General features: G+C 59.8%; 11 protein-coding genes. 6 read left to right on the top strand and 5 right to left on the bottom strand.

Annotation, left to right across the window (positions count from 1 at the left end):
* Window positions 1–2: 2 nt before the first annotated feature.
* Window positions 3–1,151 (top strand): pyridoxal phosphate-dependent aminotransferase, encoded by a 1,149-nt coding sequence (locus tag ACZRN6_RS13915; protein ID WP_464008213.1) that lies wholly within the window; start codon window positions 3–5, stop codon window positions 1,149–1,151.
* Window positions 1,139–1,930, top strand: a complete 792-nt coding sequence (locus tag ACZRN6_RS13910; RefSeq protein ID WP_322143389.1) for an amidohydrolase — start codon at window positions 1,139–1,141, stop codon at window positions 1,928–1,930. Before ACZRN6_RS13915 ends, ACZRN6_RS13910 begins: the two co-directional genes overlap by 13 nt.
* A 202-nt stretch (window positions 1,931–2,132) precedes the next feature.
* On the opposite strand, the gene leuA is transcribed toward ACZRN6_RS13910, so the two are convergent.
* From leuA to ACZRN6_RS13890, 4 genes are all read right to left on the bottom strand, one after another.
* A complete protein-coding gene (gene leuA / locus ACZRN6_RS13905) occupies window positions 2,133–3,812 on the bottom strand; it encodes a 2-isopropylmalate synthase (protein ID WP_322143390.1) in 1,680 nt (559 codons plus the stop codon).
* Between the two features lie 320 nt (window positions 3,813–4,132).
* On the bottom strand, window positions 4,133–4,954 hold the full coding sequence (locus tag ACZRN6_RS13900) for a peptidoglycan DD-metalloendopeptidase family protein (RefSeq protein ID WP_322143391.1): 822 nt from the start codon (window positions 4,952–4,954) through the stop codon (window positions 4,133–4,135).
* Between the two features lie 3 nt (window positions 4,955–4,957).
* On the bottom strand, window positions 4,958–6,337 hold the full coding sequence (gene xseA / locus ACZRN6_RS13895) for an exodeoxyribonuclease VII large subunit (RefSeq protein WP_464008212.1): 1,380 nt from the start codon (window positions 6,335–6,337) through the stop codon (window positions 4,958–4,960).
* A gap of 10 nt (window positions 6,338–6,347) precedes the next feature.
* Window positions 6,348–7,238: a LysR family transcriptional regulator gene (locus tag ACZRN6_RS13890; protein WP_464008211.1), complete on the bottom strand. Its 891-nt coding sequence runs from the start codon at window positions 7,236–7,238 to the stop codon at window positions 6,348–6,350.
* A 99-nt stretch (window positions 7,239–7,337) separates the two neighbouring features.
* Between ACZRN6_RS13890 and ACZRN6_RS13885 the strand changes: the two genes are divergently transcribed.
* The 4 genes from ACZRN6_RS13885 (at window position 7,338) to guaA (ending at window position 12,063) form a co-directional block, all read left to right on the top strand.
* Window positions 7,338–8,105: a sulfite exporter TauE/SafE family protein gene (locus ACZRN6_RS13885; protein WP_464008210.1), complete on the top strand. Its 768-nt coding sequence runs from the start codon at window positions 7,338–7,340 to the stop codon at window positions 8,103–8,105.
* Between the two features lie 162 nt (window positions 8,106–8,267).
* Complete coding sequence (locus ACZRN6_RS13880) at window positions 8,268–8,816, top strand: hypothetical protein (protein ID WP_003209647.1); 549 nt, start codon at window positions 8,268–8,270, stop codon at window positions 8,814–8,816.
* A 104-nt stretch (window positions 8,817–8,920) separates the two neighbouring features.
* Window positions 8,921–10,390, top strand: a complete 1,470-nt coding sequence (guaB, locus tag ACZRN6_RS13875) for an IMP dehydrogenase (RefSeq protein ID WP_322143395.1) — start codon at window positions 8,921–8,923, stop codon at window positions 10,388–10,390.
* A 95-nt stretch (window positions 10,391–10,485) separates the two neighbouring features.
* Entirely contained in the window at window positions 10,486–12,063 is a 1,578-nt protein-coding gene (guaA, locus tag ACZRN6_RS13870) for a glutamine-hydrolyzing GMP synthase (RefSeq protein WP_322143396.1), read from the top strand.
* A gap of 341 nt (window positions 12,064–12,404) precedes the next feature.
* On the opposite strand, the gene ACZRN6_RS13865 is transcribed toward guaA, so the two are convergent.
* The gene (locus tag ACZRN6_RS13865; protein WP_464008209.1) at window positions 12,405–13,100 is read right to left on the bottom strand and encodes a Bpu10I family restriction endonuclease; all 696 of its coding nucleotides are present in this window, start codon (window positions 13,098–13,100) and stop codon (window positions 12,405–12,407) included.
* Between the last annotated feature and the right edge of the window lie 72 nt (window positions 13,101–13,172).

The raw sequence follows: 13,172 nt of genomic DNA, 5'->3' as shown, positions 1-13,172 counted from the left end.
CGATGATCACCAGCAAGCTGCCGAATGTCGGCACCACCATCTTCACCACCATGTCGCAACTCGCTGCCGAAACCGGTGCGCTCAACCTGTCCCAGGGGTTTCCCGACTTCAATGGGCCTCAGGGTTTGCTGGATGGGGTGGGCAAGCACATTGCCCTCGGCCATAACCAATACGCTCCCATGACTGGCCTGCCGGTACTGCGCCAGCAAGTGGCGGCCAAGATCGCCCGCAGCTATGGCGCCACGGTGGATGCCGACAGCGAAGTAACGATTACCCCGGGCGCCACCGAGGCGATTTTCTGTGCGATCCAGGCGGTGATCCGCAGCGGTGATGAAGTGATCGTGTTCGATCCGGCATATGACAGCTACGAGCCGTCGGTAGAGCTGGCGGGCGGTCGCTGCGTGCATGTACAACTGCGGCTGGATGACTTCTCCCTGGACTTCGAACAGATCAAGGCGGCGCTGTCACCGCGTACCCGCATGATCATCCTCAACAGCCCACACAACCCTACCGGCGCCCTGATCAGCCGTGCCGAGCTGGACCAGTTGGCCGAGTTGATCCGCGACCGTGACATCTACCTGGTCAGCGATGAGGTCTACGAGCACCTGGTATTCGACGGCGTGCCCCACGTCAGCGTGCTGGCCCATGAAGAGCTGTACCGGCGCGCCTTTGTGGTCAGCTCGTTTGGCAAGACCTACCACGTCACCGGCTGGAAAACCGGCTACGTGATCGCACCTCCGGCCCTCAGCGCCGAACTGCGCAAGGTGCATCAATATGTCAACTTTTGCGGCGTGACCCCGTTGCAGTACGCTTTGGCGGACTTCATGGCCGAACACCCGGAACATGTCGAGCAATTGCCGGCGTTCTATCAAGCCAAGCGCGACCTGTTCTGCGACCTGCTGGAACCGTCGCGTTTCAGCTTTAGCCGGGTGGCCGGTACCTACTTCCAACTGGTGGATTACTCACAGATTCGCCCGGACCTGGATGACGTCGCCATGTCATTGTGGATGACCCGCGAACATGGCGTGGCCACCATCCCGGTCTCGGTGTTCTACCAGAACCCACCGCAAGGCCAGCGCCTGGTGCGCCTGTGCTTTGCCAAACGCGAGGAGACGCTGCGCCAAGCAGCCGAGAAACTATGCGTGATCTGAGTGCACTGCCCAACCTGAACATTGCCCTGGTGCAAACGACCCTGGCCTGGCACGACCGCCAGGCCAACCTTGAGCATTTCGAACTGCTGCTGGAACAAGCCAGGGGCGCCGACCTGATCGTGCTGCCGGAGATGTTTACCACCGGTTTCTCGATGGAATCGGAAACCCTTGCCGAGCCTGAAAGCGGCCCCACGCATCACTGGCTGCAGGCCCAGGCGAAGAAGTACAACGCGGTGATCACCGGCAGCGTGATCATCCAGGCCGCGGACCGCAGCCACCGCAACCGCCTGCTCTGGGCGCGCCCGGATGGCGAGGTGTTGCACTACGACAAACGCCACCTGTTCCGCATGGCCGGTGAGCACGACCACTACACCCCGGGCGAGCGCCAGGTGCAGTTCGAACTCAAGGGCTGGCGGATCCGCCCGTTGATTTGCTACGACCTGCGCTTCCCGGCGTGGAGCCGTGACGCCCAGGACACCGACCTGTTGTTGTATACCGCGAACTGGCCGGGCGCCCGGCGCCAGCACTGGAACCGCCTGCTACCGGCGCGGGCCATCGAAAACCTGTGCTACGTGGCGGCGGTGAACCGGGTGGGTACGGACGGCAAGGGCTTTGCCTACACCGGCGACAGCCAAGTCCTGGACTTCCAGGGAGAAAGCCTGCTGAGTGCAGGGGAGGCGGATGGGGTGTTCCAGGTGTGCCTGGATGCATCGGAGTTGGCGGCGTACCGCACACGCTTCCCGGCGAACCTGGATGCTGACAGCTTCGAGTTTGTCTGAAGGGTTTCCATCGCCTGGGAGATCGCTATCGCGGGCAAGCCCGGCTCCCACATTTGGCCTGAGTTGTCTGGAGGAATGCATTCCCCTGTGGGAGCCGGGCTTGCCCGCGATGAGGCCCTGGCAGTCACCACAAATTTCGAACTGCACAAAAAAGGCCCCGGGATGAGCATCCAGGGGCCTTCTGTATTTCAGCGGTCAGTACTTACGCCGCTTTCGCTTCCTGCTGGCTCAATGAGCGGTTCAGCGCGCTGAACACCGCCTTGAAGCTCGCCGTGGTGATGTTTTCATCAATGCCCACGCCATGCACCGGACGCTCGCCATTTACCCTCAGCTCAATGTAGGCCGCTGCCTTGGCATTGGTGCCCGCGCCAATCGCATGTTCGTTGTAATCCATGATCTCTACACCAATCGGCAGCCCGGCCACCAGCGCTTCCAGGGCGCCGTTGCCTTTACCGTGCCAGCGCAGGTTGGTTTCGCCCTGGCCCTTGCCCGAGACCTCAACTTCTACCGAGCTGTTGCCGTTCTCTTCCTGCAAGCGATGGCTGACCAGCGCGTATGGAATGTTGGCTTGCAGGTATTCACGCTGCAACAAGCTGTAGATCTGCGAGGCTGTCATCTCCAGGCCCACACGGTCGGTTTCGGCCTGTACCACCTGGCTGAACTCGATCTGCATGCGGCGCGGCAAGCTGATGCCGTACTCCTGCTCCAGCAGGTAGGCGATGCCGCCTTTGCCCGACTGGCTGTTGACGCGGATTACCGCCTCGTAGCTGCGGCCAATGTCGGCCGGGTCGATCGGCAAGTACGGCACTTCCCACAATGCGTCCGGTTTCTGTTGGGTGAAGCCTTTGCGGATCGCGTCCTGGTGGGAGCCGGAGAAGGCGGTGTGAACCAGGTCGCCGACGTACGGGTGACGCGGGTGCACCGGGATCTGGTTGCACTCTTCAACCACTTTGCGCACGCCGTCGATGTCGGAGAAGTCCAGCTGAGGGTCGAGGCCCTGGGTGTACATGTTCAACGCCACGGTCACCAGGTCGACGTTGCCGGTACGCTCGCCGTTGCCGAACAGGCAGCCTTCGACACGGTCGGCGCCGGCCATCAGGCCCAGCTCGGTAGCGGCCACGCCAGTGCCACGGTCGTTGTGGGTGTGCAGGCTGATGATCACGCTGTCACGACGGTTGATATGGCGACCGAACCACTCGATCTGGTCGGCATAGATGTTCGGGGTGGCGCACTCGACGGTGGCTGGCAGGTTGAGGATCACCTTGTGCTCAGGCGTCGGGTTCCACACCTCGATCACCGCGTCACAGACTTCCTTGGCGAACTCCAGCTCAGTGGCGCTGAAGGTCTCTGGCGAGTACTCGAAGGTCCACTGGGTTTGCGGCTGCTGGGCGGCGTATTTGACGAACAGCTTGGCCGCGTTGACCGCGATGGCCTTGATCCCGTCCTTGTCCTGGTTGAACACGATGCGGCGGAACGACGGCGAGGTGGCGTTGTACAAGTGGACGATGGCTTTCTTCGCGCCGCGCAGGGATTCGAAGGTGCGTGCGATCAAGTCTTCACGGCCCTGGGTCAGCACCTGGATGGTGGTGTCCTCGGGGATGTGGTTGTCTTCGATCAGGGTGCGCACGAAGTCGAAGTCGGTTTGCGACGCGGCCGGGAACGAGGCCTCGATTTCCTTCACGCCGACGGCGACCAGGGTCTTCCAGAAACGCAGCTTTTTCACCGCGTCCATCGGCTCGATCAGCGACTGGTTGCCATCGCGCAAGTCGGAACTGCACCAGATCGGCGCGGCGGTGATGGTCTTCGACGGCCAGGTGCGGTCTGGGATATCAATGGTCGGGAACGCGCGGTACTTCGAAGACGGGTCTTTGAGCATGCTCATCGGGAAATCCTTTGTTTAGGGGCCGAGAAGAGGCGGCCTGCCGTAAAACTGTTATTGGGGATAAAGCTTGGGACGAGGCAGATCGATTCAGCCTGGCAGTCGTGCGCTGACTAGGCACAGGCTGCGGTGCTGGCGAAGCTGAATGAGGGTGTGAGAGGTTTTCATAGGTCCAACCCTAACCGCCGGGGTGAAAGATGGCAAGCAGTCGGAAAAAATTGAGAGAAGTTCTGCTATTGGCGTATGAAACGAGATTTTATAGTTAATAAATGAACGCAGGGTTGTTTTATTTGCGCACCCGCTGCCGGGTGCGCAATTGAGCGTCAAGGCTGAAACGCCCCGATAAAGATCGCCGGATCAACCCGTGCGTCGTTCAGGCTGATGTTCCAATGCATATGCGGCCCGGTCGCCCGGCCGGTAGAACCGACCTTGCCCACCACCGCGCCGCGTGCCAGTTGCTGGCCCACGCTCACGTCAATCTTCGACATATGGCAGAACATGCTGATGAAGCCCTGGCCATGGTCGACAAACACGGTGTTGCCGTTGAAGAAGTAGTTGCCGGTGAGAATCACCTTGCCTGCCGCCGGGGTCTTGATTGGCGTACCGGCGCCCACGGCAAAGTCCAGGCCCGAATGCGGATTACGCTCCTCGCCATTGAAGAAACGTCGCACGCCGAACTTGCTCGACAGTGGCCCGTTGACCGGTTTGTCCAGCAGCAGGTTGCTCGGCGTGTTCGGGCTGAAACTGCGGTACGCCTTGAGCTGGACCGCCAGCTCGCCTTCGATGCGCTTGAGTTGCGCCGGGTCTGGATTCACCTGGCTTTTGTTCTTCAGAGTGATGTGCTGCTCGGGGTATTTCTTGAATCCCACGATAAACGGCAGGTTCTGGCTGCCGCTGGTGATTCGCTGGGTGCCGGGTTTGACCGTCAATGGAATGCCCACAATCGCCAGCCAGTTGTTCTGCTCCTTCACCACCAGCACTGGCCGGTTCAGGTAAGTGGCTTTGGGCGCTGTCGCCGAAGTGCCGAGGTCGACCACCGCGACGCCACCCGGCACCGGCTTGTTCAGCAGCCGGGTGATGTAGCTGTCAGCGTGGGCATTGAAGGTCAGGCACAGCAGCATCAACACACTTAAAAAACGAGGCATCAATCAATCCAGTAACGAGAGGGTGACGGGCGTCAGGTGGTTGTCTTCCACCCGCACCTGCAATTGGCCTTCACCGAGGCGCGCGGTCAGGCGCTGGCCGGTGTGGGTTTGCGCGGCATTGCGAATTGCCTGGCCGCGTTCGTCGAGCAAGATGCTGTAGCCACGGCCGAGCGTGGCGAGTGGGCTGACCACTTGCAGCGTCTGCACCTGGCTTTGCAGTTGCAGGCGGCGTGCCTTGAGGCCTTCACGCATGGCACGAGGCAGGCGTTCGGCGAGGCTGTCCAGGCGCTGGCGCAGCAGGGCCAATTGGCGGCCGGGGTGTTGGCCGGCGAGACGGGTTTCGAGGCGGATCAAGCGTTCGCGTCGAGTATTCAGGCTTCGCTCGAAGGCCCGGCGCAGGCGCATGTCCAGGTCATCGAGGCGCTGGGCCTGTTGGCGCAGGCGTTCGCCGGGGTGACGCAGGCGACGGGCCATGCCTTCCAGGCGCAGGCGGTCGTGGGTCAGGCGGTTGCGCATCAGCATCAACAGGCGGCGGTGCAGATTTTCTACCTGGCGAGTCAGGTGGCTGGAATCCGGCGCTAACAGTTCGGCAGCGGCAGAAGGCGTTGGAGCGCGCACGTCGGCGACAAAGTCACTGATGGATACATCGGTTTCGTGGCCGACGGCGCTGACGATTGGCGTCACGCAGGCGTCCACCGCTCGCGCTACGGCTTCTTCGTTGAAACACCAGAGGTCTTCCAGCGAGCCGCCGCCACGGGCCAGGATCAGCGCGTCAAAGCCGCGTGCGTCGGCCAGCTTCAGCGCGCGGACGATTTGCGCTACGGCTTCACGGCCTTGTACGGCCGTCGGGATCAACGTCAGCTCTACGTTGGGCGCGCGGCGGCGGAATACGCTGATGATGTCGCGGATTACCGCGCCGGTGGGCGAGCTGATAATTCCGATACGCCGCGGGTGGGCGGGCAGCGGCACCTTGCGCTCGGCGCTGAACAGGCCTTCGGCGCTGAGTTTTTCCTTCAGCGCATCGAAGGCCAGGCGCAACGCGCCGTCACCGGCCGGTTCCACCGTGTCGAGTATCAGTTGATAGTCGCCACGGCCTTCAAACAGCGAGACCTTGCCCCGCACCTTCACCGCCAGGCCGTCTTTCAACGCCTGGCGCACCCGTGCGGCGTTCTGCCGGAACAGCGCGCAACGCACCTGGGCGCCGCTGTCTTTCAGGGTGAAATACACGTGGCCGGAGGCCGGGCGGGCGAGGTTGGAGATCTCGCCTTCGACCCAGATATTGGTGAACACGTCTTCCAGCAACACCCGCGCGCGGCCGTTGAGTTGGCTGACAGTCAGGACTTCGCGGTCCAGGCCCAGACGGGCAAAGGGATCTTTAATCATGGGCGGCAGTTTATAGGCATTCGTGCAGGGTTTGACAGAACTGCTCCACCAGCGCGCTCGGCGTTTGCTGGCAGGCGAGGGCGACGGTGCTTTGGCAATTGGGATCGGCCAGGGGCAAAAAATGAATGTTGGCTGGTGCAATGTCCTGCATCGACTCCGGCAGCAGGGCAATCCCGAATCCGGCCTGGATCAGCTGCAATTGTGTGGTCTTGCGTGACATGACCCGGGCGGCCTTGGGGAAAAATCCGGCACGCATGCATAACTCGGCTGACAGGTAACTCAGCCCTCCGCGTTGCGGGTGAGGGATCGAGATAAATGCTTCGTTCTTCAGTTGCGCCAAATCGATACCGGATGTGTGCCCGGCCAATGGGTGATTCGGTGGCACGGCCAGCAACAATCGTTCGCTATATAAAGGCACGATGCGCACGCCTTCGCGTTGGCGCAATACCGGCAAGCGCAACAGCCCGACCTCCAGGCGCCCGTCGGCGATTTCTTCCAGCTGTGCTTCGGAGGACAGTTTGGCGATGTCCATCGACACGCCCGGGCACCCTTCCAGCCAGGCCCCGATGCCACGCAGCAAACGGCCGCCCATTGGCACCGTGCTCGAATGGCTCATCCGTAACGTGCCGAGTTGGCCATTGCCTACTTGCGTCGCCATCTCACTGGCCTTGAGCAACTCGCCCAGCAGGTTGCGTGCCCGTGGGTAAAACGCCTCGCCCGCAGCCGTCAGCCGTGGCTGGCGTGCGGTGCGCTCAAACAGCGGAGTTTGCAGCAGGTTCTCCAGCGCCTTGATCTGCCGGCTTAGGGCCGATTGCGCGACAAACAGCCGCTCGGCCGCCGCGCTGAAGCTGCTGCTCTCGGCGATTTCGACGAAGTAACGCAACTGCCGGGTAGAAATCACAAGTCATGCCTTTTTGAGATGAGTGGTGGGCTTGGAAGATATTAGTCGCAACGCTCGTCAATGGCTAAAGTGATGGCTATCTCCAATAAGGAATACCTCATGAGCCCGGTCGAACTGTTAAGTCATTGGTCGTTCAGCGGTGTTGACTGGCTGGTGATTGGCGTGGCGATTGCGCTGGCCTATATCGTGTTTGGCATCGCCGGTTTTGGCACCGCGCTGGTGGCGGGACCGATCCTGATTCTGTTCATGCCGCTGTCCAAGCTCATCCCGTTGCTGGTGCTGCTGGATTTTGTCGCCGCTTTCGGCAACCTCCTACAATCACGCCGGGACGTAGTGAAACCGGAATTGCTGAGGTTGCTGCCGTGCATGGCGATTGGTTGCACCCTTGGGGTGATCTTCCTGCTCAACCTGCACTCCAATTTATTGCTGCTACTGATGGGCCTGTTTATCAGCGCCTACGCGCTATACAGCCTGGCGGTAAAGGTCAAACCCACGCAGATGGCGACCGGTTGGGCAATTCCCATGGGGGTTATCGGCGGGCTGTTTGGGGCGTTGTTCGGCAGTGGCGGCTTTTTATATGCGATCTACCTCAACAGCCGCTTGCCCAAGGACGGCGCGCGGGCGACCCAGAGCGCGTTGATCAGTTGCAGCACGGTGGTGCGCCTGAGCCTGTTTTTGATCGCGGGCGTGTACGCCGAGCTACCCTTATTGATGTTGGCGGTGTGCCTGTTGCCGGCCATGGCGCTCGGGCTGTGGGCGGGGCGGCGGCTGACCCTGCGCATGTCCCGCGAGGCGTTCGTGCGGTTGGTGACCTGGCTGGTGCTGGCCAGCGGCATTGCACTGATTGCGCGGTACTTGAGTACTTGACCTGTGGGTGTCAGGGATTAAGCTGCCGGGCTCTAGGGCCTTATCGCGGGCAAGCCCGGCTCCCACAGTTGATCTGCATTGCTTGGATGAATGCAGTCCCTTGTGGGAGCCGGGCTTGCCCGCGATGAGGCCAGAAGCCACACCGCAGGACACCCAGGCACCATGAATTCCCAAAGCATCCTTGTCCCTAAAATCTCCACCTTGCCCGTCCACGAACCCCGCGCCCGGGCGATCGTGCGCTGGCTGGTGCGCAAGAACATCGTCAAGGAAGAGCTCACCACCTGCGGGCGCACCGGCAACCGCATGGGCTACGCCCTGGCCGACGGTGCCCGCGCCGTGGTGCTGCACCCCGACGCGCTGCCGTTCAACGAGCCGATCAACGGCCTGGAGATCATCTACAAGCGCTGCATCTACACCCCGGCCAAGGGCTTTCTCGAAGAAGCCGGCTGCCCGGAATGCCTCAAGGAAGTCGGCGAAGCACTGTTCGAAAGCCTGGAAGACTGGATGCCCGGCCACACCGACAACTTCACCTGCCCGTTGTGTGGGCATGAAGATGACATCAACGGCTTCCTGTTCCTGCAGGAATGCGGCTTCTCCAACCTCGGATTCATCTTCAACAACTGGGCGGAGGCGGGGTTCAAGCAGAGCTTTATCGACGAATTTGCCGACTGGCTGGACCAGAAGATGAGTTGGGTCAAAGTCGAACTTTAATCCATCTATCAGTATTACCAAGTTTGTCAGAGTTTTACATTGAACCCGAGGGGGTGTCTGACTATAATGGCGCGCTTCCATTTTCCCGCTCGGGAGCCCCCGCGATGCTGCGTATCAGCCAAGAAGCTCTGACATTCGACGACATTCTCCTAGTGCCCGGTTATTCCGAGGTGCTTCCTAACGAAGTCAGTCTCAAGACCCGCCTAACCCGTGGCATCGAGCTGAATATTCCTCTGGTTTCCGCTGCCATGGACACCGTCACCGAAGCCCGTTTGGCAATTGCCATGGCTCAGGAAGGCGGCATCGGCATCATCCACAAGAACATGACCATCGAGCAGCAAGCTGCCGAAGTGCGCAAGGTCAAGCGTTACGAAGCCGGTGTGGTCAAGGACCCGATCACCATCGAGGCCGATGCCACCGTTCGTGACCTGTTCGACCTGACCCGCCTGCACAACATCTCCGGCGTCCCGGTACTGCACGATGGCGACCTGGTCGGCATCGTCACTTCCCGTGACGTGCGTTTCGAGAACCGTCTTGAAGTCACCGTCCGCGAAGTGATGACGCCTAAAGAGCGCCTGGTCACTGTCATGGAAGGCGCCGACAAGGACGACGCTCGCGAGCTGTTGCACAAGCACCGCATCGAACGCGTACTGATCGTCGACGACAAATTCGCCCTCAAAGGCATGATGACCGTCAACGACATCGAAAAAGCCAAGGCTTACCCGCTGGCCAGTAAGGACGACCAAGGTCGCCTGCGCGTTGGCGCTGCGGTCGGCACCGGCAAGGATACCGGCGAGCGCGTCTCGGCCCTGGTAGCGGCCGGCGTTGACGTAGTGGTGGTCGACACCGCCCACGGTCACTCCAAAGGCGTGATCGACCGCGTGCGTTGGGTCAAAGAGAATTTCCCTGACGTGCAAGTGATCGGCGGCAACATCGCCACCGGCGCTGCCGCCAAGGCACTGGTTGCTGCGGGCGCAGACGCGGTCAAGGTCGGTATCGGCCCTGGCTCGATCTGCACCACCCGTATCGTTGCCGGTGTAGGCGTGCCGCAAATCAGCGCCATCGCCAACGTCGCCGCGGCCCTTGAAGGCACGGGCGTACCGTTGATCGCCGACGGCGGCATCCGTTTCTCCGGTGACCTGTCCAAGGCCATCGTTGCCGGTGCTTCCTGCGTGATGATGGGCTCGATGTTCGCAGGTACCGAAGAAGCGCCAGGCGAGATCGAACTGTTCCAGGGTCGTTCGTACAAGGCTTACCGTGGCATGGGTTCCCTGGGCGCCATGTCCCAGGCTCAAGGTTCTTCCGACCGTTACTTCCAGGACTCCTCCGCGGGCGCCGAGAAGCTGGTACCGGAAGGCATTGAAGGGCGTGTTCCGTACAAGGGCACCCTGAGCGCCATCATTCATCAATTGATGGGCGGCCTGCGTTCCTCGATGGGCTACACCGGCAGCGCCGACATCGAAGAAATGCGCACCAAGCCTGAGTTCGTGCGGATCACCGGTGCCGGCATGGCCGAGTCCCACGTCCACGACGTACAGATCACCAAGGAAGCGCCAAACTACCGTGTAGGTTGATGCTTCCAGCAAAACGTTAAGTAACCGGGGCTGTTCTTCAGCCCCGAGTTGTTTCTGATTCTCTTTATTCGAATTGCATAGACGAGACTGACTCCATGGCCCTCGACATTCACGCCCACCGCATCCTGATCCTCGACTTCGGTTCCCAGTACACTCAGCTGATCGCCCGCCGCGTGCGTGAAATCGGCGTGTACTGCGAACTGCATCCGTTCGACATGGACGACGAAGCGATTCGCGAATTCGCTCCAAAAGGCGTCATTCTCGCCGGCGGCCCCGAGTCCGTGCACGAAGCCAACAGCCCGCGTTGCCCACAGGCAGTATTTGACCTGGGCGTGCCGGTCTTCGGTATCTGCTACGGCATGCAGACCATGGCCGAGCAACTGGGCGGCAAGGTTGAAGGTTCCGAGCTGCGTGAGTTCGGTTACGCCCGTGTCGACGTAGTCGGCAAGAGCCGCCTGCTGGACGGCATCGAAGACCACATCGACGCCGACGGCCTGTTCGGCCTCGACGTGTGGATGAGCCACGGTGACAAGGTCACCAAGATGCCGCAAGACTTCCACATCCTGGCCAGCACCCCGAGCTGCCCGATCGCCGGTATGTTCAACGACGAGCGCGGCTACTACGGCGTGCAGTTCCACCCGGAAGTGACCCACACCAAGCAAGGCGGCCGCATCCTGTCGCGCTTCATCCTCGAGATCTGCGGCTGTGAAGCACTGTGGACCCCGTCGAAGATCGCTGAAGACGCCATCGCCAACATCCGTGCCCAGGTCGGCACCGATAACGTCCTGCTGGGCCTGTCCGGCGGCGTTGACTCCTCCGTGGTCGCAGCACTGCTGCACAAGGCCATCGGCGACCAACTGACCTGCGTCTTCGTCGACAACGGCCTGCTGCGCCTGCACGAAGGTGAGCAAGTGATGGCCATGTTCGCCGAGAACATGGGCGTCAAGGTGATTCGCGCCAACGCTGAGGAACAGTTCCTCAACAACCTGGCTGGCGAGTCCGACCCGGAGAAGAAGCGCAAAATCATCGGTCGCACCTTCATCGACGTATTCGATGCCCAGTCCAACAGCCTGGACAACATCAAGTACCTCGCCCAGGGCACCATCTACCCGGACGTGATCGAGTCGGCTGGCGCCAAGAGCGGCAAGGCCCACGTGATCAAGTCCCACCACAACGTAGGTGGCCTGCCTGAGGAAATGAACCTCAAGCTGGTAGAACCGCTGCGCGAACTGTTCAAGGACGAAGTCCGCCGTCTGGGCCTGGAACTCGGCCTGCCGTACGACATGGTCTACCGTCACCCATTCCCGGGCCCGGGCCTGGGCGTGCGGATCCTTGGTGAAGTGAAGAAGGAATACGCCGACCTGCTGCGTCGCGCCGACCACATCTTCATCGAAGAGCTGCGCAAGGCCGACTGGTACCACAAGGTCAGCCAGGCCTTCGTGGTGTTCCAGCCGGTGAAATCGGTTGGCGTGGTCGGCGATGGCCGTCGTTACGCGTGGGTCGTGGCCCTGCGTGCGGTGGAAACCATCGACTTCATGACCGCCCGCTGGGCACACCTGCCGTACGAACTGCTGGAAACTGTCAGCGGGCGTATCATCAATGAAATCGAAGGCATCTCGCGCGTGACGTATGACGTCTCGAGCAAGCCGCCGGCGACCATTGAGTGGGAATGATGGGACGTCCGGCATTGTCCGGCACCCACTAGCAAGAAATGCTCTGGAGCCCGCGTAATTGCGGGCTTTTGGCTTTTTAGGTCTGGCATATTCTGGCAGCTTTGTGCATCGCCAAGCACCGTGTTTGTATGGCATGGTACGGGGCGTTGACTTAGCCAAATGCCATGTTCGGTCCTCGATACCAGTTATTTTCCATTAAAACCTCATACTCTAATGCATACCTCCGGTCGCGCTGATAAGCGGATAGCGACGCTGTTCGACGTGATCGCGCTCTGCTATTACTGGCACGCGGAACACCGACATGTGCAGCGGGTCGCGCGCTTACCTGCGCAGAGTTTGTATTACATTAGATAGCCACGGTCCATTCCATGAGCAATACCTCCTTCCCAATCAGACGTTAGAAATGTTCTTACTGAATTAAATAAGTGTTCTATGACATCAGGGTATATTGGGTTCTTCTGGTACCCGTCATTGTATCTAAATTCGCGATCAGTATTTTTCTGCTTGCGCAGAATATAAATCTGGTCAATTTTATATTTTTTCAAATTCACATTTTCTGTTAGCTTCAGCCATTCGGCTACCACTATATACATAGCGTTTGGATTTTTTTGTTTTAGCTGCTCTGCCGCAGTAGAAACATCTTGAAGCATGGTTTTATCTAAGTACGTTTTACATTCAATAGCTACTGCCGGAATATCCCATTTATGTTCTTCAATCAAATTCGATCCGGCGCATTGTAAATTCGCACTTACGCGGGCGCCGATCGCAAAGTCATGGTCTTTTATTTCAATTAACGCATGGGGTCTTTTAACCATGTCTAGGTAAGAAGGCGCTCTAAAAAAAAGATCTTTAAAAGAGTGAGATTTCCCAATTAAAGCAGAGTCTGAAATCGCTTCAACCATGTCCTTGAAAAGGTAGTACATAAATTCCTCCAAAACTGAGGAATGCAAATTAGATCTAGAGTCGAATTTTTCCGCAAATCTGCGGTCATCCAAAAACTCTTTATAATCGGCGGCGGCAAAAACTGAGTGCAACACCTGACCTTTCCGGTACGGTGCTGCCCCTATGTCTTATACCGAACTCAGCGTTGAAGAGCGCGCCACCATTCA

The organism is Pseudomonas sp. A125 (genome assembly GCF_055409485.1).
Note: the sequence above shows the minus strand (reverse complement) of the source record. Positions and strands in the feature narration are given on the sequence as shown.

Bases quoted from the DNA above. Each gene is read 5' to 3' on its own strand.
- ACZRN6_RS13880 (WP_003209647.1), top strand. From the start codon at position 8,268: ATGAATTCCCAAAGCATCCTTGTCCCTAAAATCTCCACCTTGCCCGTC.
- ACZRN6_RS13885 (WP_464008210.1), top strand. From the start codon at position 7,338: ATGAGCCCGGTCGAACTGTTAAGTCATTGGTCGTTCAGCGGTGTTGAC.
- guaB (WP_322143395.1), top strand. From the start codon at position 8,921: ATGCTGCGTATCAGCCAAGAAGCTCTGACATTCGACGACATTCTCCTA.
- guaA (WP_322143396.1), top strand. From the start codon at position 10,486: ATGGCCCTCGACATTCACGCCCACCGCATCCTGATCCTCGACTTCGGT.
- ACZRN6_RS13910 (WP_322143389.1), top strand. From the start codon at position 1,139: ATGCGTGATCTGAGTGCACTGCCCAACCTGAACATTGCCCTGGTGCAA.
- xseA (WP_464008212.1), bottom strand. From the start codon at position 6,337: ATGATTAAAGATCCCTTTGCCCGTCTGGGCCTGGACCGCGAAGTCCTG.
- leuA (WP_322143390.1), bottom strand. From the start codon at position 3,812: ATGAGCATGCTCAAAGACCCGTCTTCGAAGTACCGCGCGTTCCCGACC.
- ACZRN6_RS13915 (WP_464008213.1), top strand. From the start codon at position 3: ATGATCACCAGCAAGCTGCCGAATGTCGGCACCACCATCTTCACCACC.
- ACZRN6_RS13900 (WP_322143391.1), bottom strand. From the start codon at position 4,954: ATGCCTCGTTTTTTAAGTGTGTTGATGCTGCTGTGCCTGACCTTCAAT.